The organism is Streptomyces dengpaensis, assembly GCF_002946835.1.
GTDB classification, from domain to species: Bacteria; Actinomycetota; Actinomycetes; order Streptomycetales; family Streptomycetaceae; genus Streptomyces; species Streptomyces dengpaensis.
On the sequence record NZ_CP026652.1, the window covers coordinates 8164554 to 8188132 of the forward strand.

20 protein-coding genes and 1 pseudogene are annotated in these 23579 nt (G+C 69.3%); 15 read left to right on the forward strand and 6 right to left on the reverse strand.

Annotation, left to right across the window (positions count from 1 at the left end; translation table 11 throughout):
- Position 1: 1 nt before the first annotated feature.
- Positions 2–1171, forward strand: a complete 1170-nt coding sequence (locus C4B68_RS38110; protein ID WP_099506453.1) for a PucR family transcriptional regulator — start codon at positions 2–4, stop codon at positions 1169–1171.
- 307 nt (positions 1172–1478) lie between these two features.
- On the opposite strand, the gene C4B68_RS38115 is transcribed toward C4B68_RS38110, so the two are convergent.
- Both C4B68_RS38115 and C4B68_RS44230 read right to left on the reverse strand, forming a co-directional pair.
- Positions 1479–2513 carry an aminoglycoside 3'-phosphotransferase gene (locus C4B68_RS38115; protein WP_206337104.1) on the reverse strand — a complete coding sequence of 345 codons (1035 nt, stop codon included), beginning with the start codon at positions 2511–2513 and terminating at the stop codon, positions 1479–1481.
- Positions 2514–3083: 570 nt separating this feature from the next.
- Entirely contained in the window at positions 3084–3209 is a 126-nt protein-coding gene (locus tag C4B68_RS44230) for a hypothetical protein (RefSeq protein WP_257217546.1), read from the reverse strand.
- A 330-nt stretch (positions 3210–3539) separates the two neighbouring features.
- On the opposite strand from C4B68_RS44230, the gene C4B68_RS38125 reads away from it, so the two are divergent.
- From C4B68_RS38125 to C4B68_RS38175, 11 genes are read left to right on the forward strand one after another with little or no spacing between them, the layout of a single operon-like run.
- Positions 3540–4832: an ABC transporter substrate-binding protein gene (locus C4B68_RS38125; RefSeq protein WP_099506455.1), complete on the forward strand. Its 1293-nt coding sequence runs from the start codon at positions 3540–3542 to the stop codon at positions 4830–4832.
- 2 nt (positions 4833–4834) lie between these two features.
- Positions 4835–5731: a carbohydrate ABC transporter permease gene (locus tag C4B68_RS38130; RefSeq protein WP_099506456.1), complete on the forward strand. Its 897-nt coding sequence runs from the start codon at positions 4835–4837 to the stop codon at positions 5729–5731.
- Entirely contained in the window at positions 5731–6645 is a 915-nt protein-coding gene (locus C4B68_RS38135; protein ID WP_240634610.1) for a carbohydrate ABC transporter permease, read from the forward strand. Before C4B68_RS38130 ends, C4B68_RS38135 begins: the two co-directional genes overlap by 1 nt.
- On the forward strand, positions 6642–8753 hold the full coding sequence (locus C4B68_RS38140; RefSeq protein ID WP_099506457.1) for an alpha-galactosidase: 2112 nt from the start codon (positions 6642–6644) through the stop codon (positions 8751–8753). Before C4B68_RS38135 ends, C4B68_RS38140 begins: the two co-directional genes overlap by 4 nt.
- 53 nt (positions 8754–8806) lie before the next feature.
- Entirely contained in the window at positions 8807–9565 is a 759-nt protein-coding gene (locus C4B68_RS38145) for an SDR family NAD(P)-dependent oxidoreductase (protein WP_099506458.1), read from the forward strand.
- 50 nt (positions 9566–9615) lie between these two features.
- Positions 9616–10377, forward strand: coding sequence for a FadR/GntR family transcriptional regulator (locus tag C4B68_RS38150; RefSeq protein ID WP_099506459.1), 762 nt, complete (start codon positions 9616–9618; stop codon positions 10375–10377).
- A complete protein-coding gene (gene dgoD / locus C4B68_RS38155) occupies positions 10374–11519 on the forward strand; it encodes a galactonate dehydratase (protein ID WP_099506460.1) in 1146 nt (381 codons plus the stop codon). Before C4B68_RS38150 ends, dgoD begins: the two co-directional genes overlap by 4 nt.
- A 17-nt stretch (positions 11520–11536) precedes the next feature.
- The gene (locus tag C4B68_RS38160; RefSeq protein WP_373682283.1) at positions 11537–12313 is read left to right on the forward strand and encodes a hypothetical protein; all 777 of its coding nucleotides are present in this window, start codon (positions 11537–11539) and stop codon (positions 12311–12313) included.
- Positions 12314–12340: 27 nt separating this feature from the next.
- Entirely contained in the window at positions 12341–12976 is a 636-nt protein-coding gene (locus C4B68_RS38165) for a bifunctional 4-hydroxy-2-oxoglutarate aldolase/2-dehydro-3-deoxy-phosphogluconate aldolase (RefSeq protein WP_099506462.1), read from the forward strand.
- Positions 12973–13878: an SMP-30/gluconolactonase/LRE family protein gene (locus C4B68_RS38170; protein WP_099506463.1), complete on the forward strand. Its 906-nt coding sequence runs from the start codon at positions 12973–12975 to the stop codon at positions 13876–13878. Before C4B68_RS38165 ends, C4B68_RS38170 begins: the two co-directional genes overlap by 4 nt.
- A 9-nt stretch (positions 13879–13887) precedes the next feature.
- Positions 13888–14865: a sugar kinase gene (locus tag C4B68_RS38175; protein WP_099506464.1), complete on the forward strand. Its 978-nt coding sequence runs from the start codon at positions 13888–13890 to the stop codon at positions 14863–14865.
- Between the two features lie 375 nt (positions 14866–15240).
- Here C4B68_RS38175 and C4B68_RS38180 read toward each other — a convergent pair whose 3' ends face one another.
- Positions 15241–15990 carry an SDR family oxidoreductase gene (locus C4B68_RS38180; protein WP_099506465.1) on the reverse strand — a complete coding sequence of 250 codons (750 nt, stop codon included), beginning with the start codon at positions 15988–15990 and terminating at the stop codon, positions 15241–15243.
- A gap of 611 nt (positions 15991–16601) precedes the next feature.
- Between C4B68_RS38180 and C4B68_RS38185 the strand changes: the two are divergent.
- Positions 16602–16969: pseudogene (locus C4B68_RS38185) on the forward strand (cupin domain-containing protein).
- 215 nt (positions 16970–17184) lie between these two features.
- On the opposite strand, the gene C4B68_RS38190 reads toward C4B68_RS38185, so the two are convergent.
- The gene (locus C4B68_RS38190; protein WP_099506466.1) at positions 17185–18396 is read right to left on the reverse strand and encodes a serine hydrolase domain-containing protein; all 1212 of its coding nucleotides are present in this window, start codon (positions 18394–18396) and stop codon (positions 17185–17187) included.
- A gap of 678 nt (positions 18397–19074) precedes the next feature.
- Between C4B68_RS38190 and C4B68_RS38195 the strand changes: the two genes are divergently transcribed.
- Positions 19075–19419 (forward strand): hypothetical protein, encoded by a 345-nt coding sequence (locus tag C4B68_RS38195; protein WP_099506467.1) that lies wholly within the window; start codon positions 19075–19077, stop codon positions 19417–19419.
- Between the two features lie 128 nt (positions 19420–19547).
- Here the strand turns inward: C4B68_RS38195 and C4B68_RS38200 are convergent, their stop codons facing one another.
- Positions 19548–20084 carry a MarR family winged helix-turn-helix transcriptional regulator gene (locus C4B68_RS38200; protein WP_099506468.1) on the reverse strand — a complete coding sequence of 179 codons (537 nt, stop codon included), beginning with the start codon at positions 20082–20084 and terminating at the stop codon, positions 19548–19550.
- Positions 20085–20703: 619 nt separating this feature from the next.
- On the reverse strand, positions 20704–21300 hold the full coding sequence (locus tag C4B68_RS38205) for a hypothetical protein (protein WP_099506469.1): 597 nt from the start codon (positions 21298–21300) through the stop codon (positions 20704–20706).
- Between the two features lie 1349 nt (positions 21301–22649).
- Here C4B68_RS38205 and C4B68_RS38210 point away from each other — a divergent pair.
- On the forward strand, positions 22650–23450 hold the full coding sequence (locus tag C4B68_RS38210; protein ID WP_099506470.1) for a DUF427 domain-containing protein: 801 nt from the start codon (positions 22650–22652) through the stop codon (positions 23448–23450).
- The last annotated feature ends 129 nt before the right edge of the window (positions 23451–23579 follow it).

Consider the following 23579-nt stretch of genomic DNA (forward strand, 5'->3'; position numbering starts at 1 on the left):
GGTGGTCGCGGCGCTTTATGTGAGGCTGCCGGAACTGGGCGAGCGGATGGCGCAGCGCATCCGCTCGGACGTCGATGCTTACAAGGACGAGTCGCTGATCCCCTTCGACTCGCTGCGCCAGTCGTGCACCGCCAACGCGGACCTGCTCCTGAACCAGCTCGGCCGTGCGGGTGCGCAGGACCCGAGCCCGGCCCGGGAGACCGGCCGTCTCCGCGCCGAGCAGGGTGTGCCGCTGGCGGACACCCTGCACGCGTACCGGATCGCCTTCGAGCTCCTGTGGACGGAGTTCCTCGCCGAGGCACGCACGCATCCCGAGGTCTCCGATGCCCAGCTGGTGTCCCAGTCGGCGGAGCACTGGGCCCTGTTCGGCCGCTACGCGGAGGCGGTGGCAGCGGCCTACCGGGAGACGACCGCCGAGCTGACCTCGCGGCGTCAGGCGCGGCGCTCGGCACTGGTGGAGGCGCTGTTCACCGGCGTCATCGCCGACCGCACGCTGTGGGAGGCCGCCCGCGAGCTGGGTCTGCCCGATCGCGGACCCTACGTGGTCGCCGCGGCGGGCGCCGACGCTCCCGGCGAGGAGCCGCTGGCGGGGACGGAAGCGGCGCTGCGTCAGGCCCAGGTCCACTTCGCCTGGCGGCTGCTGCCCGACCAGCAGATCGGTCTGGCCGCCCTGCTCACGGCGACGGCGGAGAGCACCTGCCTGCGCATCCTGCGCCGCGCGGGCGCCCGCGTAGGCATCAGCCCGTGCTTTCACTCGCTGCGGGACACCCCCCAGGCTCTGCGCTTCGCCCGTCTGGCTCTGGCCGGCCTCCAGGGCACCGGCCCCGGCGTCGCGCGGTTCGACGACAACCCGCTGGCGATGGTCGTTGCCGCGGCCCCGGCCGAGGCGGCGCACCTGGTGGAGGTGGTCCTCCAGCCCCTGCTCGATCTCCCGGCCGCGGAGCGTGCCCGTCTCCTGGAGACCCTGGAACACTGGTACGCCGCCGCCGGCTCCGCCACGGACGCGGCGCGGAGTCTCTTCGTCCACCCCAACACCGTCCGCTACCGGCTGCGCCGCGTCGAGGAGCTGGCGGACCGCTCCCTGTCCGATCCGCGAGCAGTGGCGAACATCGGCGCGGCGCTCCTGGCGGTCCGCCGGGCCGGCGCGTCATCGAGTGACGTCATTCATTAACCCGGTCCCGCCGCAGTTTTCGCCGCAGCGCAGGAAGCAGCCCTCACGGGGGCCGTACGGTGGCCGTCGTGGCCGTCGTCCGCGTCAGGCGCACATGGGCGTGACGTAAGACGGGTGCGCCTCGGTCAGGTCGTCGGCGGTGCCGTGGTCCCACTCGCCGTCGAGCGGACGCCGTTGACCGTCGGCTCGTGGGCGCGCTCTCGCTCGAAGTACCGCTGGCGGGGCGTGGCCGCACAGGGGCCCAGGAACCATCGGCCGTGGACCTTGTCGGGGTCGATGTCGTCGGTCCAGCCGTTCAGGCGTAGTCCTACGGAGCGTCGACAGCGGTAGGCGCAGGCCAGAAAAACTCCTCCAACTTGTCATGAAGCCGCAGCCGTTCGCTCTCGATTCCGGCACGTCCGTAGACATCCAGGAAGTGCTGTGCGTGCGGCTCGGCATATTGAGGATTCATGTGGCTTCGCAGGCTACGCAAAATATCTGCGACGTCAGAATGGCGATCGGCCACGCCTGAACGTCCGACATCGACGAAGCCGGCGTCGCCGTGCGGCAATATCATGACGTTGGGCAGGCAGAAGTCGCCGTGACTCACGACGAGCTCCCCGAGCACTGTGGCAGAAATCGCCTGCCGGAGATCGCGCAGCGCGTCAGCCGTCGTCACGTCTTTTTTGCCGGCGAGTCTCCAGGAAAAATCCACGAGCCCTTCATGCGTGCGCTTCTCCGCGACCGCGAGTGCTGAAGGCAGCGAGCGGTCGAAGGGGCACGATAGGGGATCGAGGGAATGAAGCGTGCGCAGCCCCTCTGCGACAGCCGTCACCACGGCGAATCGCTCATCCGAAGAGAAGTGATCGGAAGCAGGCGCGCCCTTCAGGGGGCGAGTGGCCAGCCAGGTCCCGTCCTCGCTGGTCAAACCCAGCACTTCGGGAACCCGTACACCTTGGCCCGTCAGCCAGATCAAGCGCTCGGCTTCTCCTCGCAACTCCTCTTCCAGATGTGGGGTCGTCGGACTTGCCGCTTTAACGAAGGCCAGCACCCTGTCTTGCGCATCGAGAACCTTGATGACGCGGGCTCCGGAAAGCCCTCCGCTCACAATTTCCTCCCGCAATTCACCTTTCGATGAAATGCCCAACGTTTTCGGAAGATTTAGCACTTCCCCTCCTGGCAGGAAAAGTTTGATGCTCCTCAATCGCAGCCACGATACCTGAAGACTGACAACCACAAGGGGGGCGAACGATGCTATCGGAATATTGGGAACGGGATCGTGGGTAGAAGTAACAACTTGGCGACCTTCATCTGCTTCCTGGGTCTGATCGACCGCTGCACCGATTCCGCCCTGTCCATCCACCTGATCATGGATCTACGACGCCGACGCCGAACACGTCCGCTACCTCGAACGCCACACCCGACGCGCGCGGCATCCCGACGCGTTCGACCGAGCCGCCTGATCTCCTGCAGGGCGCGTTTCCGGTCCTGGGCCGCGTCGCCCAGGTGCGCGAGCTCGTCTCGCAGGTGGACAAGGTTCCGAGGGGAGGACGTGGGCCGGGCGGCTGGTGGAGGCGGTTGGGAGGCGCTCCTCGAGAGCCCGTTTTTAAGTTAATTAGCAATTAATATTGACAGGCTTCGGGGGATGCGGACACAGTTTCCGCCGTGGCACCGCCGCCCGGCTCGATCGCGGGCGGGGTTGCCTCGTGGACCCCAACTCTCAGGAGATTTGAGTGGCTTCGCATCGTGCAGAGATGGCGCGAGTGCGGCGTACCGCGGTCGGGCTCGGCGCCGTGGTGTTGGTCGGGTCAGCAGTTCCCGCCGCGCACGCCGCAGACGACCAGGGCGCGCGGCAGTACTACGACAGCGGCCTCGCCCTCACGCCGTACATGGGATGGAACACGTACTACGGACTCGGTGCCCCGACGGAGGATCAGGTCAGAGGCGTCGCCGACCACTTGGTCCGCAGCGGGGGGTCTTCGACGGCGCGCTCGGCGCCGTCGCCGGGCCGGACGGCGGCGTGCTGGCCGCCTTCCGCGGGGTGGACGGCCGCGTCCACCAGAGCACGCTCTGAGCTCTTCTCACCTGGCTTGAGCCGCGCTGCTCACCTGGCTTGAGCCGCGCTGCTCACCTGGCTTGACCCGCGCTGCTCACCTGGCTTGAGCCGCGCTCTTCACCCGGCTTCAGCCGTTCTGCTCCACCAGCTTCAATCGCTCCACACGGTGTGCTTCCGGGCCTGATACGGCCCGGAGGCACACCCTCCGAGAAATAAATTACTAATTAATCTTGACGGTGCTGAGACCTCTGCGCCAGGCTGTGCCTGCCGCACCCGGAGCCAGGCCGTCAGGGGGCCTCTGCTTCGTTTCACGGGCACCTAGGGAGTGCACAGATGACCGCCTTCAACGCCACCCGCCGCAAATTCCTCATAGGAACAGGTGCAGTCGGCGCCGGCGCGCTGCTCAGCAGCTGCGTCACCGAGAGCCCGTCCACCACCGGAGGAAAGTCCGGCGGACCGGTGACCCTGCAGTCCAACCTCTCCTCCCCGCAGGCCAAGACCGCGATGCAGGCAGTGATCGCCGCCTTCGACAAGCGCGGGGACACCCAGGCGCAGCTCAACACCGTCGCGTCGGAGACCTTCCGCACCCAGCTGCCGACCTACCTCACCTCGGCCAACCCGCCGGACGCCTACACCTGGTACCCCGGCTCCGTCGCCGAGTCGTACGCGAAGAAGGACCTGCTCCTCGACCTCGACGACGTCTGGGACAAGCCCGAACTCGCCGGTTACTCCGACGCGATGAAGAAGCTGTGCACCTCCGCGTCCACCGGCAAGAAGGTCTTCGTACCCACCAGCTACTACTGGTGGGGCATGTTCTACCGGAAGTCCAACTTCGCCAAGTGGGGCGTACAGGAGCCCAAGACCTGGGACGAGTTCCTCGACCTGTGCGACAAGCTGAAGAGCAAGGGCGTCGCCCCGATCGGCCTCGGCGCCGGCGGCGACACCCCGTGGGTCGCCTCCGCCTGGTTCGACTACCTCAACATCCGCGTCAACGGAGCCGCGTACCACCGCGAACTCCTCGCGGGCAAGCACCGCTTCGACGACCCCGAGGTCCGCAAGGTCTTCGACCGCTGGGACGAGGCGCGCCCGTTCTTCGACCCGAACGGCACGGCGATCCCCTTCCAGGACGCCACCACCGCCCTCCTCCAGGGCCGTACGGGCATGATGCTGATCGGCACCTTCTTCGCCGACGCGGCTCCCAAGGACGCCCTGGGTGACCTGGACTTCTTCCAGTTCCCCGTCATCGACGCGAAGATCCCGGTCGCCGAGGAGGCGCCCGCCGACGGCTTCTTCGCCAGCGCCCGCACCAAGCGCGCCGACGGCGTCAAGGAACTGCTGCGCTACCTGGCCACCGCCGAGTCGCAGGAGCTCTACCTCAAGAGCGGCTCGGGCACCACGCTGCCGACCCACCCCGACGCCAAGGACTCCGGCACCCCGTTGGTGCTCAAGGGCCGCAAGCTCATCGAGGGCGCCGCCGACCTCACCCAGTTCTTCAACCGCGACTCCAGCGACGCCCTCCAGCCGACCGCCGACACCGGGCTCGTGCACTACTTGGCCAAGCCCAAGGAGATCGGCTCCATCCTCACCACGTGGCAGCGCAGCGCACAGAAGATCTGGAGCCAGTGAACATGGCGCTGCTCGGCTCCACACGACGGTCCAGGGCCACGCGAGTGCCCCCGGTGGTCCTGGCCTTCGTTCTCCTCCCGCTGCTCGCCGAGGCCTTCTGGGTCTTCTGGCCGGCCCTCCAGGGCTTCTATCTGTCGCTGACCTCCTGGGACGGCCTGGCGGCACCGACCTTCGTCGGGCTCGGCAACTTCAGCGAGATGCTGCACGACCCGGTCTTCCACACGGCCGCGGTCAACACGGTGCTGTGGCTGCTGCTCTTCGGCGGGCTCTCCGCCGCCCTCGGCCTCGGCGCCGCGCTGCTGCTCCAGCAGGAGCGGCGCGGCATCGGGTTCTACCGGGCGGCGCTCTTCCTGCCGGTGGTCTTCTCGCTCGTCGCCACCGCGCTGGTGTGGGAGGCCATGTACCAGCCGGACGGCCTGATCAACAACGTGCTGTCAGCCGTCGGCCTCGACGGCTGGCGGCACGCCTGGCTCGCCGACCAGGACACCGCCTTCTACGCGGTGATCGTGCCCGCCCTGTGGCGCCAGGTCGGCTACGTCATGGTGCTCTACCTCGCCGGCCTCAAGGGAATCGATCCCGTGCTGTACGAGGCGGCCAAGGTCGACGGCGCGAGCCGCCTGCAGCAGTTCCGGCACATCACCCTGCCGCAGCTGCGCAGCGTCAACGCGGTCGTCCTGTCGGTCATCGTCATCGACTCGCTCCGCTCGTTCGACGTCGTCTGGGCGCTCACCCGCGGCGGCCCCTACCACTCCTCCGAACTGCTGAGCACCTATATGTACTCCACCGCGTTCCAGTCCCTGCGCCTGGGATATGGCTCCGCGCTCGCCGTCGTCATCTTCGTGCTCGCCTTCGGCGTCATCGCGAGCTACCTCGTGCGCGCCTTCCGGGAGGCCGACTGATGACCGCCACCCACGCCTCCGCACCTGTCGGCAAGGACTCCGGCACGGACCACCCGGCCGCGCAGCCGGCACCCCGTCGGCCCGTCGTCCGCGGCCGCGCCCTGCGCACCACCGGCTTCCACCTCACGGCAGGTCTGCTGTCCGCGCTGTGGCTGCTTCCGATCGTCCTCGTCCTGGTCACCAGCACCCGTACGTTCGACGACATCGCTGCCCATGGGGTCGGCAGTTGGCCGCACTCCTTCACCTTGGACGGCTTCCGCCAGGCCTGGGTGGACGGCGGCCAGATGCAGGCCCTCATCAACAGCATGCTCGTCACCGTTCCCACCGTGCTGCTCTCGCTCGGCCTCGCCTCCATGGCGGCCTTCGCGCTCAGCCGCTACGACCTGCCGTTCCGGCGCGTCCTGCTGCTGCTCATGCTCGGCGGCAACCTGCTGCCCCCGCAGATCCTGCTGGTCCCGGTCTCGAAGCTGAGCGAGGTGCTCGGCATCTACGACCAGCTGTACGCGCTGATCGGGGTGCAGGTCGGCTTCGGCGTCGGCTTCTACGTCTTCGTCCTGCACGGCTTCATGCGGGCGATCCCGGGCGAGATCCAGCAGGCCGCCGTCATCGACGGCGCGAACCCGTGGCAGATCTACTGGCGGGTCATCCTGCCGCTGGCCCGCCCGGCGCTGGCCGCTCTCAGCGCCCTGTCGTTCACCTGGATCTTCAACGACCTGCTGTGGGCCATCACGGTGCTGCGCACGGACGACCGGATGCCCGTCACCGCCTCGCTCATCGGACTGCAGGGCCAGTACGTGTCCATGTGGAACGTCATCGCCGCCGGATCGGTCATCGCCGCCGCGCCCACCGTGGCCGTCTTTCTCAGCTTCCAGCGCCACTTCGTGGCCGGACTGAACCTCGGAGCCGTCAAGTGACCCCGCACCACCGTTGGCTGCTTCGCACCGACACCACCACCTACGCCGTCACCCTCGGTGGGGACGGCCGCTGGGCCGAGCTCGTCGCCTGGGGTCCGCACGGCGTCGAGGAGGGTCCGTCGCCGATGGACTGGTCGCGGCGCACCCACTTTCTCACCCCCGCCGACGCGGCTCCGGCCGAGTACATCCCGTACGGGCTGCGGCCGTTCACCGGCGCCGACCTGATCGGCTCGCACCCCGGCGGCGATCGGGGCAGCTGGTGGCGGTTCACCGGCGCCACACCGGACGGCGACCGTGGGCTGCGGCTGGACTTCGCCGACGACGTGCTCGGCCTGCGGACGACGCTGTGCTACGAGACGGTCCCCGGCACCGACGTCGTCCTGCGCTGGACGGAGCTGACCTGCATCGGGGAGAGCGAGCTGCGCCTGGAGCGCTTCGACTCCGCCGCCGTCAACGTGCCCGTCCAGGGCGGCGCCCGTCTGACGTATCTCGCCGGTCAGTGGTCTCAGGAGTTCCAGCTCCAGCACCTGGAACTGGCCCGCGGGCGCTTCGAGATGGAGAGCAACCAGGGCTCCGCCGGTCACGCCTACCACCCCTGGCTCGCGATCCAGGACGCCGCCGCCCCCGCCGAAGGCTCCACCCCCACTTACGGTGTAGCCCTGGAGTGGTCCGGCAACTGGCGGATCACCGCCGACGCCGAGCCCGGCGGTTCCGTACGGGTCCGCGCCGGCCGTGTGCCGCACGAGGGCGCGGTCCGGCTCGCCCCCGGCGCCACCCTCAGCACGCCCCGGCTGGCCTGCGCCTTCAGCCCGGACGGCCTCGACGGGCTGGCCCGCGTGTGGCACCGCTACGAACGCCGGCTCACCGGCGGGCGCATGGACCGGACCCGCAAGGTGCTCTACAACTCCTGGGAGGCGACCGGCTTCGACGTCGACGCCGACGGACAGCTGGAGCTGGCCAAGACGGCCGCGGAGCTGGGCGCCGAACTGTTCGTCGTCGACGACGGCTGGTTCACCGGGCGTCACGACGACACCGGCGGCCTCGGCGACTGGGAGCCGGACCCGGCCGAATTCCCGGGCGGATTCGACCGCTTCATCGACCAGGTCAGGGCGCTCGGCATGGACTTCGGCCTGTGGGTCGAGCCCGAGGGCATCAGCCCCCGCTCGCGGCTCTACGCCGAACACCCCGAGTGGGTCTACCGGATCGACGGCCGCCCCGCCACGCTGGTGCGCAACCAGCTCCTGCTCGACCTCGGCCGCGCGGACGTCCAGGACTTCGTCATCGGCACTCTCGACCGCCTGCTCGGCTCCCACGCCATAAGCTATCTGAAGTGGGACATGAACCGGCCGCCCACCGAGCGCGGCCGCCCCGGGCATCCGGCGGGCGGCGACCCGGAGCGGCAGGACCTCGACGCCGCCCACGTCGCCGGCTACCTGCGCGTCCTGGACCACCTGCGCAGCGCCCACCCCCACGTCACCGTCGAGGGCTGCGCCGGCGGCGGCGCGCGCATCGAGCACGCCACCCTCGCCCGCACCGACGTGGTGTGGCCCAGCGACAACACCGCACCGATGGACCGGCTGCGCATCCAGTACGGCTACCTCCACGCCCACGCCCCGCACACCATGAGCTCCTGGGTCACCGACGCCCCCGGCGTCTTCGACCCGCGGCCCCGCTCGCTCGCCTTCCGGTTCGTCAGCTCCATCGCCGGCGTCCTCGGCATCGGCGCCGACATCCGCGACTGGACCCCGCAGCAGCGCGCCGAGGCCGCCGGGTGGATCGCCCGCTACAAGGAGGTCCGCGACGTCGTCCACCACGGCGAGGTCCACCTGCTGGGCAGCCCGGCCGACCCGACCTGCGGCATCCAGTACGAGGAGCGAGGCGGGGGCCGGCTCGTGGTGACCGCCTGGAGCACCGGCCCGCTCGACGGCGCACCCCTCGTACCCGGCCGCGCCGCCCGGCTGCGGCTGCGCGGCCTCGAACCGAGCGCGGTCTACACCGACCAGGATTCCGGCACCCGTTACAGCGGCGCCCATCTGCTCCACTCGGGGCTGCCGTTCGCCTGGACCGCCGCACACGACGCGGAGTTGGTCGTCTTGGCCCGGCAGTGACGACAGCGAAAGAATCTCAACGCCCACCACCTCCGACAGGAGAGACCCATCCCATGAACCCAGCGGCCCGCTTCACCAACTGCGTCGCCGTCGTCACCGGCGCCGCGTCGGGCATCGGCGCGGCCACCGCGGCACGCCTCGCCGCCGAGGGCGCGGCCGTCGTCCTCGCCGACATCGCCGCCGACCGCGGCGAAGAGATTGCCGCGCGGCTGCGCAAGGACGGGGCGCGCGCCCTCTTCGTCCCGGCCGACGTCGCGGGCGAGGACGACTGGCAGCGGGTGATGACCGCCGCCCACACCTTCGGGCCCGTGGGCGTCCTGGTCAGCAACGCGTACATGGTGGAGGTCGCGCCCGCCCACGAGACGAGCCTCGCCTCCTGGGAACGGCAGCTGTCGGTCAATCTCACCGGCGCCTTCCTCGGCTTCAAAGCGGCGCTGCCCGACCTGCGCGACACACAGGGCGCCGCGGTCCTCGTCTCCTCCGTCCACGCCCACCGGGGCCTTCCCGGCCATCCCGCCTACGCGGCGAGCAAGGGCGCCCTGGTGTCGCTGTGCGGTCAGCTCGCCGTCGAGTACGGACCGGACGTACGCGTCAACGCCGTGCTGCCGGGACCCATCCTCACCGCCGCGTGGGACCGGGTGCCGCAGCACGACCGCGAACTGAGCGTCGCCGAAACCGCGGCCCGCCGCTTCGGCGCCCCCGAGGAGGTCGCCGCCGCCGTCGCCTTCCTCGCCGCCGACGAGGCCTCGTACATCACCGGATCGAGCCTGCTCGTCGACGGCGGCTGGAGCGTCGTCAAGGCCTCCGCCTGACGGCACCTACCCCTCCAGCAACCGACCGACCAGCAAGAAAGGGCAAGAACATGACGCCATACGCGCGCCGCGGGGTGCACGGCCAGATCGTGGAGACCCTCGCCCGCCGGGTGCTCAGCGGCGCAATCCCCGAGGGAGCGACGCTCGACATGGCGGCCCTGCAGAGCGAGCTGGACGTCAGCCTGACCGCCCTGCGCGAATCGCTGAAGGTGCTCGCGGCCAAGGGCATGGTCGACGCCCGACAGAAGCGCGGCACCTTCGTGCGGCCCCGCTCCGACTGGAACCTCCTCGACGCCGACGTCCTGCGCTGGCAGTTCACCGAGAGCAGCGGCACCGGCGCCGACCCCGCGCTGCTGCGCAACCTCGGCGAGGTCCGCGGCATCATCGAACCCGCCGCCGTGCGGCTGGCCGCAGCCCGCCGCACCGACGCCGACCTCGAGTCGCTGGAGGCCGCACTCGCCGCCATGGGCCAGGAGGGCGGCGCGAACCACGCCGTCGAGTCCGACCTCGCCTTCCACCGGGCCCTGCTCGCGGCCACCCACAACGAACTCCTGGAACGCATGGAGATGGTCATCGAGTCGGGCCTGGCCCAGCGCGACCGTATCGTGCACAGCGCCCCCCACAGTGAAGACCCCGTACCCAGCCACCAGGCCGTCCTCGACGCGGTACGGGACCGGGATCCGGACGCCGCCGAGCACGCCATGCGCACCCTGCTCGACCAGGCGATGCGCGACCTGGACAAGGTCGGCGGCCTGCAGCGGCCCGAGGATGCGGGCGATCCTACCGAGCAGAAGGACGGCCAGGCCAAGTGAAAATCGCGCGTGTCGAGACCTTCCTCGTCCCACCCCGCTGGCTGTTCTGCCGCATCGAGACCGACGACGGCGTTGTCGGCTGGGGCGAACCGGTGGTCGAGGGCCGGGCCGAGGTGGTGCGCTCCGCCGTCGACGTCCTGGCGGAATACCTGGTGGGCCAGGATCCACTGCGCATCCAGGACCACTGGCAGGTACTGAGCAAGGGTGGCTTCTACCGGGGCGGGCCCGTGCTCTCCAGCGCCGTGGCCGGCATCGACCAGGCCCTGTGGGACATCGCTGGCCGCACCCTCGGCGTGCCGGTGCACACCCTGCTCGGCGGACCCGTCCGCGACACCGTACGGGTCTACGCCTGGGTAGGCGGCGACGAACCCACCCGGCTCAGGGACGAGATCATGGCCCAGGTCGAGGCGGGCTTCACCGCCGTCAAGATGAACGCCGCCGGGCGCACCCCGCCGCTCACCAGCCCCGCCGAGACGGCAGCGGTCGTCGAACGGGTCGCGGCGGCCCGCGAAGCCCTCGGCCCGCACCGAGACGTCGCCGTCGACTTCCACGGCCGGTTCGGCGCCGCCAACGCGCGCCGCGTTCTCCACGAGATCGAGCCACTGCACCCGCTGTTCGTCGAGGAACCCGTCCTGCCCGACCAGGCACACCTGCTCCCGGGGCTGGTCACCGCCTCGTCCGTCCCGCTCGCCACCGGCGAACGGCTCTACGGGCGCGCCGACTTCCTCCCCGCACTGACCGCGGGCATCGCCGTCGCCCAGCCGGACCTGTCGCACGCCGGCGGAATATCGGAGGTCACCCGGATCGCCTCGCTCGCCGAGACCTTCGGGGCCCACCTCGCTCCGCACTGCCCGCTCGGCCCCATCGCGCTGGCCGCCAGCCTCCAGGTCGCCTTCGCCACGCCCAACTTCCTCATCCAGGAACAGAGCCGCGGCATCCACTACAACAAGGACGCCGATCTGCTGTCCTACCTGGTCGATACCGAGCCCTTCCGCTTCCCCGATGGCCAGGCCCACCGCACCGAACTGCCCGGACTCGGCATCGCCGTCGACGAGAACGCCGTCCGCGCTGCCGACTCCTCCGGCCACGCCTGGCGCAACCCCGTGTGGCGCCACGCCGACGGCTCCTTCGCCGAATGGTGACCGGGACCCGGCTACCCGTGTCGGTCGTCACTGACCCACAACTGGGCGGCCGCTGGACCTCGCTGACCGCCGGCGGCCGCGAATGGCTCTGGCACCGCGACGAGCCACGGCGAGCCCGCGTCCGGCCCGGCGACCCCTTCGCCGACGCCGGAGGACTCGAGGAGTGCGTGCCCACCGTGCGCGGGCTCCCCGACCACGGGGACGCCTGGGCGCGGCGGTGGCACCAGGACGGAGACCTGCACGTCGTGGAGTGTCCCGGATTCCGCCTGGCCCGCCGTATCCGCGACGACGCGGGGACGGTCGTGGCCGACTACACGCTCACCGCCGAGCCGGGCCACCGCTTCGTGTGGGCCGCCCACGCCTTGCTGGACCTGTCGCCCTCCGCCCGGATCGGCATCGACGGCCCCGCCGAAGCCCGGCTCTACGCCTCGGACGAGGATGCGGGCTGGGTCACCGGCACCTGGCCCCGAGTCGACGGGATCCCGCTGGACCGGCTCGGCCCGGACGACGGCACCGCCGTGGGCGCTGTCGTCCTCACCCCGCGGGTGTCCGTACACGACGGTGCGGACACCCTCCACCTGTCCCTCGAGGGCGACGGACAGCCACTCTCCGTCGCCCTGTGGCGCAACCTCCGTGGCTTCCCCCAGGACGCGCCGTACCGTTCGGTCGGCGTCGAGCCGATGCTCGGCCGCGTCTTCGACCGCGCGACGGCGGACGACGGCGACACCGCCGTCGTCCCCGCGGCCGGGCAGGTCACCTGGCGGCTCACCATCACCGCCACCCGTCGCGCCTGAACCCCCCAACCACAGAAGGGATCCCCGATGGACCTGCTCGCGGCGCTGCGCGCCCACCGGCTGCTCGCCATCGTCCGCGGCAGCGACCCGGACGCCGCGCTGAACACCGTGCTCACCCTCGTGGCGGAAGGCGTCCCCCTCGTCGAGGTCTCACTCACCGGACGCGACGCGCTCGACGTCATCGCCCAGGCCCGCGCCGCACTCGGCCCTGACGCAACCCTCGGCGCCGGCACCGTCCTGACCTCCGACGAAGCCCGCGCCGCCCAGAAAGCCGGAGCCGCCTTCCTCGTCACCCCGGCGGTCAGCGACGGCATCGCCACCGGCCGGGAGCTCGGACTCCCGGTGCTCGCGGGCGTGATGACCCCCACTGACGTCCTCCAGGCGCACCGCCTGGGTGCCACCGCCCTCAAACTCTTCCCTGCCGGCAGCGCCGGAGGCCCGGGCTATCTGCGGGACCTGCGCGGCCCCTTCCCCGACCTGCCGTTCGTACCCGTCGGTGGAGTAGACGCCCAGGCCGCCGCCGGCTATCTGCGAAGCGGTGCCACAGCCGTCGGAGTCGGCTCGCCACTGGTCGGCGACGCGGCCTCGGGCGGCAGTCTCACCGCCCTGCGCGAGCGTGCCCGCACGTTTCTGGACGTCGTGCGCGCGGAGGCCCGGCCATGACTGCGCCCACGGTCATCGGGACCGACCGTCTCGAACTCGGCGAGGGCATCCGATGGATGGATGGCCAGGCCGTGCTGACGGACATCCTCACCGGCCGCCTTCTGTCCGCCCCCGGCGACCCGGCCGCACCGCACGCCCTGATCACCCAACTGCCGTGCCCGCTGGGCGCGGTGGCCCCGGTCGAGGGCCGGCCCGGCCACTGGATCGCGGCGGCCGGCACCGGCATCTGCCGCATCGACGATGCAGGGGGTGTCGACTGGATCGCCCGCCCCGAGGACGGTGCCCGGACACCGATGCGGATGAACGACGGCGTCGCCGACCCGCACGGCCGTTTCTGGGCGGGCAGCATGGCCTACGACGCGACCGAGGATGCCGGCTCCCTCTACCGCGTGGACCGAGACGGCCGTGTCACCCGCGTACTGAGGGGCATCACGGTGCCCAACGGCCCGGCCTTCACCAGCGATGGCACCGTCATGTACCTCGCCGACAGCGCCCGGCGCCTCATCCGGCGCTACCCCGTCGACCCGGCCACCGGCGAACTGGGCGAGCCGGAACCTCACATCACCCTCGGCGCCGGCAGCCCCGACGGCATGACGACCGACATCGAGGGCGGCCTGTGGACCGCGGTCTGGGGCACCGGACAGGTCCGCCGCTACCACCCCGACGGCTCCCTGGACCGGATCGTGGACCTGCCGGCCGCCCAGCCTGCCGGGCTCTGCCTCGGCGGCCCCGATGGCCGCACCCTCCTCGTCACCAGCGCCCGCATCGGCCTGCCCGATCCGCACTCGCTCGACGGTGCCGTCTTCGCGTTCCGCGTGGACGTACCCGGCATCCCGGCCGCGCCGTACCGCCCGGTGCACACAGCGCACCCGGAGACCGCGGACTCTGCCGACAGACCCTAGGAACCCACCATGAGCATCCCCTGGCCACCGCGCCCCGGTCCCGTGGTCTGTATCGGCGAGACCATGGCCGCCCTCACCCCCGACCCCCTCACGCCGCTGGACGACGCCGACCTTCTGCGCGTCGACATCGCGGGCGCGGAGTCGAACGTCGCCCTCTACCTCGCCGACCACGGCATCCCCGCCCGATGGGTCTCCGCGGTCGGCGACGACCCCCTCGGCCGACGCGTCCGCGAGAAGGTCTCAGCGGGCGGCGTCGACATCAGCGGCGTCCGCACCGACCCGGAACGACCCACCGGACTGCTCCTGAAGGACCCCGGCACGAACGGCACCCGCGTCCACTACCACCGCCGTGGATCCGCCGCCTCGGCCCTCACCCCCGAACTCCTCGACGACCCCGCCGTGGCGGACGCCGCGGTCATCCACCTCAGCGGCATCACCCCGGCCCTGTCGCCAAGCTGCCACGCCCTCGTCGAGCAGGCGCTCCGCCCCGACCGCCCGTTTCCCGTCAGCTTCGACGTCAATTACCGTCCCGCCCTGTGGACCGGCCGATCCGCCGCCGAGGTCCTGCGGCCACTCGCCGACCGGGCCGATATCGTTCTCGTCGGCCTCGACGAAGCCCAGGCCCTATGGGGAGACGGGCTCACCGACTCCCGCGCGGTCCGCGAGTTCCTCCCCGGCCCGCTCCACCTCGTCGTCAAGGACGGGGCCCGCACGGCCACGGCCTTCGTCGGCCAGGACGTCCGAAGCGTTCCGGCCCTCACCGTTCGCGTGACCGAACCGGTCGGCGCCGGCGATGCCTTCGCCGCCGGATTCCTCAGCGGCCTGCTCCGCCGACTGCCCGTGGAGCGCGCCCTGCGCCTGGGCCATCTGACCGCGGCCTCTGCCCTGCGCGTCACTGCCGATCACGGCCCCCTGCCGGCACCCGACGTCCTCGCCGCATTGCTCGCCGCCGACGACGCGACATGGTGTGCCGCCAGGATCGACTGAACCGGACGCTCGTTCGGCAGGGGCCGCGGAGCCTGAAGTTACGCTGAGTAAGTCCGGGGTGCGGTGCCGGGATTGCTCGCGGTCCGTAACCCGGACCTCTCGCTGAGTGAAGCAGGCCGCCGACGAGGTGCCCGTGGACTCGGATCTCCGGCCTTTCTCGAGCAGACCCCTGCCCCTCGCAGCTGTTGCACCAGGCAAGTCATGGCGGTGCTGTTCGAACGGTTCGTTCGGCCCCTGGCAGTCGTTCGGTGCCGCGGGCGGCGGGCGTCATGCAGACCCGTCAGGAAGGCACTCGCTGTTTCGTCACCCTGCCTTCTTGAGGTGTTCGATTCCCGTCGTGGACAAGCCGGCGTCGGCCAATGCGTGCGCAACGGGTTACTTGGCTGATGCTTCGAGCCAGGCGTCGAGGGTGATTTCGCCAACGGGGGAGCCTTCCTCGGGGACGAGGGATCGCTCGGTCACGTGGGCGCCGAAGTACGGAGCGGCCGGGTCTGCGACGACCCTGCGGTGGTCGTTGCGGCTCTGAAGGACCCGGCCGACGATCTCGTCGAAGCGGCCGACTTCGGGGCCGGCGATGGCGACGGTGCCGTTCACCGGTGCGCCGGCTGCCGCCCGCGCGACGGCAGCCGCAACGTCATCGGCGGCGACCGGCTGGAACAACACGGGCGGAAGCGTGACAGTGTCGCCGTCGGTCGCGCTGTCGGCGATGCCGCCGATGAACTCGAAGAATTGCGTCGCGTGCACAATGGAGTACGGCAGTCCCGAGTCCCGGATCAGCTGTTCCTGCGCGGCTTTGGCCTTGAAGTAGCCCCCGTCCGACGGGCGCTCGACACCGACGATGGAGAGGGCGACGTGATGATTGACGCCGGCTACCTTCTCCGCGGCGATCAGATTCGCCGTCGATGTGGTGAAGAAGTCCATGACCGCCCGGTCCTCGAACGACGGCGCGTTCGACACGTCGACCACCACGTCCGCGCCGGACAGCGCTTCGGCGAGGCCCTCGCCAGTAATGGTATTGACGCCGGTGTTCGGAGATGCGGCAACTGCTTCGTGGCCGTCCGCTGTGAGCAGGTTGATCACCTTCGAGCCAGTGCGTCCCGTCCCGCCGATGACTACGATCTTCATGGTCTCCCCTTCGTTGCGTTCCCGAGACTCGCAGCCCGCTGGTGTCCCAGACGCGACGGTGGCCATCACTCCGTCGTTTTCTTGATCCGCCGAAACCTAAGCACACTTATGGCGGGAACGCGCCGACGTCACGGGCATTCTGCGCGTAGGAGGGTTGAGGGCGGAGCCGATCTCGATGATGAATTCCGGGAGTAGCGGTGCCCGATGACCATTTCGGCACGCCCGCAACATGAATCCATCCTGCTTAACAGAGATTACGGCATTTTCGCCGAGCCGGCAGGGGCGACCGGGCGGGAGCAGGTGCGCGGCCATCGCGTGGATGCCATGGGCCGCCGCAGCGTCGCATGGGTCAGGCGTCCTGGGACGCAGCGATGGGTTGTCTGTACGGAGACGGAGTAGTGTTTTGGACAGCCTGCCCGCGCCGTCGACACCCGGGCACGGACGGTGACCATCGATGCCCGATCTACGTCACGAGGCGACTCCGGGTCACGCAGCCGGCTCTCCGTAGAGGCGCTGAGACCGGAGGTGGCGTGACGCCGAACAACGAACCGGTGGCAACTCCCCCAGGGAACCGCGGGCAGCGATCCGAGGCCTGGAAGACCGCGGTCACCATGATCCAGGAGGCGAAACCACCCTCCGTTCCGGAGGGAGCACACGTCATGACGTTGCTCGTCGAATTCCCCCCTGGAGACCCTGGCACACCTCCGCACCGTCACTTCGGTCCGGCCTTCGGGTATGTGCTGGAGGGCGAGATGCTGTTCGAGCTGGAGGGAGAGCCCGAGCGGGTGATCCGGGCCGGGGAGGCGTCTGGGAGCCGGGAGGCGACGTCATCCACTACCAGGACGGCAACAACCGCACAGACATGCCGAGCCGGTTCATCGTCACGATGATGTGCGAGCCCGACAAGCCCATGCTCGTCCTCGTCGACGAGGAGGAACTGGCACAACGCAAGGACAAGCGCGCCCCACGACCGTCCTAAAACGTGCTGCAGATGGCAGTGAGCAGAGTGTCTCCCGTCTAGGAGTGGGGTGTTGCGGGCCGCCTCGTCGGTGTGTTGACGGCCGGAGTCGCCAGTCATCTGCTGCCCCAACCGGAAGAGAACGCAACTCCGGTTGGGGCGCGGGACGACTCGGCGAGGAAGCCGGCGCAAGGCGAGGCTTTGATCACGCAGGGCCGTCACGAGGGAGGGCTCACTCAGTGGCGGACGACCTGGGGGGCGATGTCCTCAGTGGATCCGACCGTGTCGGATCCATGTGGGGATGCATCCTTCGTACTGGTGTCTCCGCAGAATGTGGCCTCCAGCGTCGCACCAAGCGTGGTGTTGACGGTGCCGTTGTTGGAGGTGTTCGCCAGGGACGTCATACTGCGGGTGCCGTCGGCGGTGGTGAAGGCGTAGGTGTAGTAACCCTGCACGGTTCCGGTGTGGCCGTAGACCGTGGTGCCGCAGGACAGCTTCCTGGCGCGCAGACCCAGACCGTAGGACTGGCTTCCGTCCGCGGTGACCGGAACCATGGTCATCATCTGCTTCAGATGCTCGGCGGGAAGGAGCTTCCCGGAGACGAGCGAAGAGAAGAAGCGGTTCAGATCAACCGCGTTGGAGATGACCGCACCTGCGGACTGCCCCCACGAAACGGTCTGCTCGGTGGAGTCGACCAGCGGCAGGGTGGTGTCGTCCTGGCGGAGGTAACCGCGGGCAAAGGAGCCGGAGATGGTGGTCTGCGGGTGGACGTAGGCGGTGCTCCTCAGCCGAAGGGGGCCGAAGATGCGCTGCTGGTAGTGGGTGGCCATGGGGGTGCCAGTGATGTTTTCGATGAGCTGTCCCAGCACGACGAAGTTGGTGTTGGAGTACCTGTACGCCGCGCCCGGTGCGTTGTTCAGAGGACGGGCGGTCGACAGGTCGATCAGGTCCTGGTAGGTGAACACCTTGTTGCGGACCGCCTCGAAGCCCGGAACGGTGTAATAGAACATGTCGTTGGTGTAGTCGTACAGGCCGCTGCGGTGGCTGAGCAGATGCCGCACGGTGATGCGGTCGTCGGGCAGCGACTTGGACAGGTAGTTGTTGGCCGGGGCGTCGAGGTCCACGCGACCCTCGGCGGCGAGTTGCATCAGTACCACGGCAGTGAAGGTCTTGCTGACGCTGCCCACGCGGAACCTGCGGCCGGAGTCCATCTTGGTGTGGTTGCCGGTGTCCGCCTCCCCGGTGACGATGCGGTAGCTGGTGGTGCCCTCGTCGATTCGGGTGAGCGCTCCGGGCGCACCCTGCGCTACGGCCGTCTTCTGAACGGAGCGCACCGTAGCAGTGTCGGGGGTGGGAAGGGAGGTGCTGTCCGCGACGGCCGGGGAGGCCGCCAGGGTCGCGACCAGGGTGGAGCCGGCGAGCATCACGCTCACGTCTTTGATTCGCATCCGAATCTTTCTGGTGTGAAGAGTTGGAAGGCGCCCCGTAGTCCGGGCGCCCGTCCGACTTCCGTACGCGCACGGGAAGTTGAGCTGAAGCACGTTGTGTCGCGTGCGGCTGGGCGGGCGTCGAAGGGGCCCTAGTTCCCGGTCTGGGCGGTTACCGCAGGCATAGTAGTGCAACAGTGTGTTTCGAAAATGTGCAAGGTGTCCCACCCCCACTCTCTGCTTCTCTCGCGAGCGAGATATGCTGAGTTTTGGTGTTGATCCGGTACTCCGGAGGGGGGAGTGCCTGCGCGGTACCGTCATGCATCGTTCATGCGCGGGCGTCCTTGGCAAAGTCACAACGTGTGTTCTGTCGGGTTGCTTCTGCGCCCGAGGGGCCTGTTTTCTCATGCCGCGGAGGTTTCTGGTGACCGCACCTGTTCATTCGGCGTCAGCGATCTCCTCCGCCGGTGTGGTCTCCTTACGCCGCATGCGTCGGCCGCTGACGGCGCCCCAGACGGCAACGGACACAAGCCGATTGGGATGCCGTGTCGAGCGATGCCGAGCACGTTCTTTCGGTATCGGTGGCGTGATGGCGCTGCTCATGCGCGCCGAGCCGGCCCCGGCAGATCACGCCGAACGAGCAGTTCAACCAGGCGTGCACGATGACACAGCCCATTATTTCCCTACCTGGAGAACCTTGTGGACGCCAGTTACGAGGCCGCGCGCGGCTTGACCGACCTTGAAGGATTCCTGTACTGGGAAGCCCACCGCCGTTCCGCTCACCGCCGTGCGACCGAGTTCGCCGCGCGAGTGACCGGGCTGAGCGAGGCGCAGAAAGCCGAAATCGAGTGGTGGTACGTAGAAGAGCAGATCCAGGTTTGCCGGAAGTTGACCGAGCACATCACCGACCACTTCACAGCGGTGGAGGAACACCATGCCAAGCGCTATGCACAGCTGCGTCGGGGTGCGTACTTCGCGACGCTTGTCATCAACATGGTGGTGCTCGGCCTGTCCAGTGGGGTGATTCTCGGTACCGTCCGCTGACCAAGCAGACAGAATCGCGGCAGCGCCCTACCGGCGCGGCATGCCGGGCTACCCTCACGCCGGCAGGCAGATGGGCGCAGCAGGAAGGTATACAGCGGAGTCGGCTGCCGCGTCTGCCCTGGGTCAGCTCACGGCGCCGTTTCCAGGCTGGACAGCAACTTACGCAAAGCGCAGGCAACGGTGGCCCGTTCTTCGGGCTCCAGCACGGACAGCAGTTTCTGCTCCAAGGCGAGGTGGCCCTCGATGCGACGGTCGAAGTCTTCCCGCCCCTGCTCCGTCAGGCTGACCAGTGAAACGCGCCGATCGTCGGGCGACATTGTGCGGTTGATCCAGCCTTCACGCTCCAGCCGGTTGAGGCGCCCACTGAGTCCGGCCGAGGAGACGATCAGGGCCTGCTTGAGCTGTCCGGGCGTCAGCACATAGGGCGGCCCTGTCCGGCGCAGTGCCTGCAGCAGGTCGAAGTCCCCCACGTTGGCGATAGCCCTGCCCTCCCGGCGCCGCAGCTGGTCCTCGACCAGCTCCTCGATCAGCCGTGCCGCACGAAGCAGGCGCCCGATCACGGCACTCGACGAGACATCCAGCTTGGGCCACTGATGCCCCCATTGCTCCAGCATGGCAGCCACGCTGTCGCCGCCGCCGGAATGAGGATCGAATTCTGTATTCATGCTGTGATCAGTGTAGAGCGCGGCGCCGTCGGCCAGGGCTCTCTGCCAGTGGCACCACCGGGGAGCCAACGGCCGTGGGCAGCGCCTGCGGTCAGCGGAAGGAAGAAACACTGTTGCTGAACACCATGTTCACCGACCGCTGTGGGTATGTGCGAGGCGGAGAAAGCTTTGATAGGCTGATCACAGCGTTTCAGACGCCGTGCGACACGATCTCCCGTGAAAGGTGTCCGGAACGCGTTGACGCCTGCTCCTTAGAGCCGAGCAGGTGGAGTGTTCCGGGCGCCATGGCATCCCCCGTCAGTGGCGCCCGGAGCCATCTTCGCACGCGGCTTCGACTTTCCCCGGGACGAGCCGGGGGAACCGCGCTTGACCGGCTCGAGGAGCAGCGAACCGTGGCGGTCTGCTGCGCGGACCACCCGGGCGTATGGTCGGCCAGTTCGCCGGCCGCCCCAATGGGCCCACCGCCGGCTCGGCCCGTCGGCACGTGCAAGGCGTGTCACCAAATTGCTCGCACGCAAGGTGTGCCCACCAGATCACTGTGCAGCGCATGTGTATTCAGCCAGCGGGAAGCTCCGCTTGCGCTTTCCCGCTGGTAGGGCCCTACCAACTCCGCGGAAAGCTAGGAGCGCTTGGCGCGGTAGAGGCCCCGGCCGGTACGGCGGATTCGGGAAGTGCCGACCAGGCGATCGAGCGTGCTCCGGACGGCGTTGATGCTCCCACTGTCGGTGTCGCGGCCGAGAGCCGCGGCTACATCGCGGGCCCGTACATCCACATTGCCGGCCGTGGCGAAGTACCCCAGGATCTGCTCGGTGAGCTTGCCGTACTGCCTCTGCCTGTCAGCTTCCGTGGAGGCTCCGGAGTCAACAAACCCCTTGGCGTCCTGCCGGCGCGCGGGCTGCTGAATCTGTGGTTCGGTCTTCGGCGCGACGTCTGCGGACGTGGAGGAGGACATGTCCGTCTGCGGTTCCGCGGGCGCCGATGCCTGGTCCGGCCCTGTAGCCGCAGCGCGGGGAGCGCCCGCCGGGGCCGCGCCGGCTGCGTCGTGCATCAGGACCTCGAGGGCACTAAGGGCCCGCTGGACGGAACCGAGATGCGCTACGACTGCGGCCAGTTCCCTCTCCAGCGCCTGCTTCTGGACCTCCAGGCGGGCCAGGTCTTCCTGGAGACTTTCAGCGGTGATCTCAATGTTATGCACCGCGCGGGTTACAGAGACCATGTGTTCCTCTCCTCCTCAACCCTTCTTGTGCCGTCCCTGCCGGCTCACCTGCGGTGCCGCTCGGCCCGGACGCCGGGGTGGGTACCCACGGGACATCATATGCAGTAGCGCACACTGCGGAGTACAGATGAATCAGGCGGACCACACATGTTCCGAAGAGATGCTCGTGACAAGGAGCTGCATCTCGTCGACTGTTCTCACCGTACGGGCCAAAACACAACGGGTATGAGCGACCATAAGACGCGAATGGGGGGAGCTGGCACCGCCCCACCGGTGGTGCAGCACCGGGCCCCTTCACCCGCTGTGGCCAGGGACGCCGTCCCGTCAGGGCGGCACGGCAGGGAGCGCTTCAACCACTCTGGGATGCGTCGTGTGGGTGGGGGACGGCATCGTCCCCTCCGGCCGATCCGCCGTGCTCCTCACGGTCTGCGGCGTTGGCGGCTGATGCTGAGCGGCGTAGCTGGCGCAGTGCGTCGGAGACCGCCTCAATGCGCGCGTCGACAGTTTCGAGTGCCTCGTGAAGCATACGCAGACGAGCCTCGAGCAGGGCAGCCTCGGCTGCCAGGGACACACTGGCGGCGGCAGGATCGGAGTGCATGTCAGGGTCTCGGGGCATCATGCGTCGTCTTCCTTCGGCTCAAGCCGGGAGTTGTGCGGAACCGGGTGCGTGCGGGCGGCAGGGGAAACCGCGCGGCCTGTTCGTACCCCACTGCGTACGGCGCGCGGCCGGTGCCGTAAATGAGCTGTGGGACATCGCATCAGCACGGGCCGCTCCGCGGATGCCGGTACCCGCACCGGACAGCACAGAAGGCGGCACTCTTCGGACGGCTGTGGGTAACGCCTGGGATCGAGAGATGCGAAGGCCAGGCCCGCGCGGCCGCCCGCGGAACCCGTGAGCAGTTGTCGCGCGGATGCATCGGTGGTCCCGGGCTCTTGGCATGCTCGCTCCGTTCCTCGCTGCGGGGCTTGTAGGGACACCGCCCAAGCCACACCCGAATTGACCGAACAGCTGAGGGCGCTGTGACAGCCGGGCATCGGGCGCTGCGCCCGCGTGTACGCCGAGCGCGATCGAAGGAAGCCCTCTTCAACAGAGCTTCCGCGGCGCCTGCTCCGTGCGAGGAGCCGGCCCCACCCACCGGCAAGCAGAGCGCCAGCGGCGCCTGCGGGTGGCCCGCCGCGTCCTCACCGAGGTCCTCGCGGGCCAGACCGAACTGCTCGCCGAACTCCTCGTTACTATTCAGGACGAAAAGGTTAGGGCCCCCGGCCCGGGCAGGGGTGGCCGTTCTCACGGACGCTGGATGCCGGGCGCAGGGGGCGCACGTGGAACGAGTGAACCGAGGTAACCACGGATGGCGGACGAGAGTGTGTTGCACCCGAGCTTGATCGTCCCGGTCGGGCACGTCGAGCCCGTGCCGCGCCGCATCCGCGGGGTGGTCGGCGGCCGCGTCGTCTTCGACACCCGGCGTGCCCTGTACGTGTGGGAGTGGCCGGCCTATCCCCAGTTCAGCATCCCGGTTCAGGACATGGTCGAGGGTGTGCTGACCGACGACGACCGCGCCGGAGTGCTGGGCGGCCGGCCCGCGCGGCGCCACTCCCTGCAGGTCGGGTCCGAGGTCCGCGAGGGTGCGGCGTGGGTCTGGGGCGACGGCGTCCCGGAGCCTCTGCGCGGCACCGTCCGTTTCAAGTGGGAGGCGCTGGACTCCTGGTTCGAGGAGGACGAGCTGGTCTTCGTCCATCCGAGGAGCCCCTACTCCCGGGTGGACGCGCTGCGCTCCTCCAGCAGCGTCCGCGTGGAGCTGGACGGGGTCGTGCTGGCGGACGCGCCGAATTGCGTGAAGCTGTTCGAGACCGGCCTGCCGACCCGCTACTACCTCGACCGCATGCACGTCGACTGGACCCGGCTGCGCCATTCGGACACGGTGACCAGCTGCCCGTACAAAGGGACGACGAGCGGCTACTGGTCCTTCGACAGTGACGTCACCACCCACGAGGACATCGCCTGGGCATACGACTTCCCGACGATCCACGCCAACCGCATCGCGGGCATGGTCGCGTTCTACAACGAGCACGTCGACCTGTACGTCGACGGCACACTGCTACCGCGGCCCACCGACGTCCCGCGGAGGGGAGTGGCCGGTCGTGCTGGTTGAACCCAGGGCACGCCCGATCTGCTGGACCCAGTTCCAGGGCGAAGAGCAGCACTGGGGAGAACTCAAGGTAGGCATCACCTGTTCAGGCGGCATCAAGGACGGTCAGGCGCTCCCCTGTCCATCAGCCAC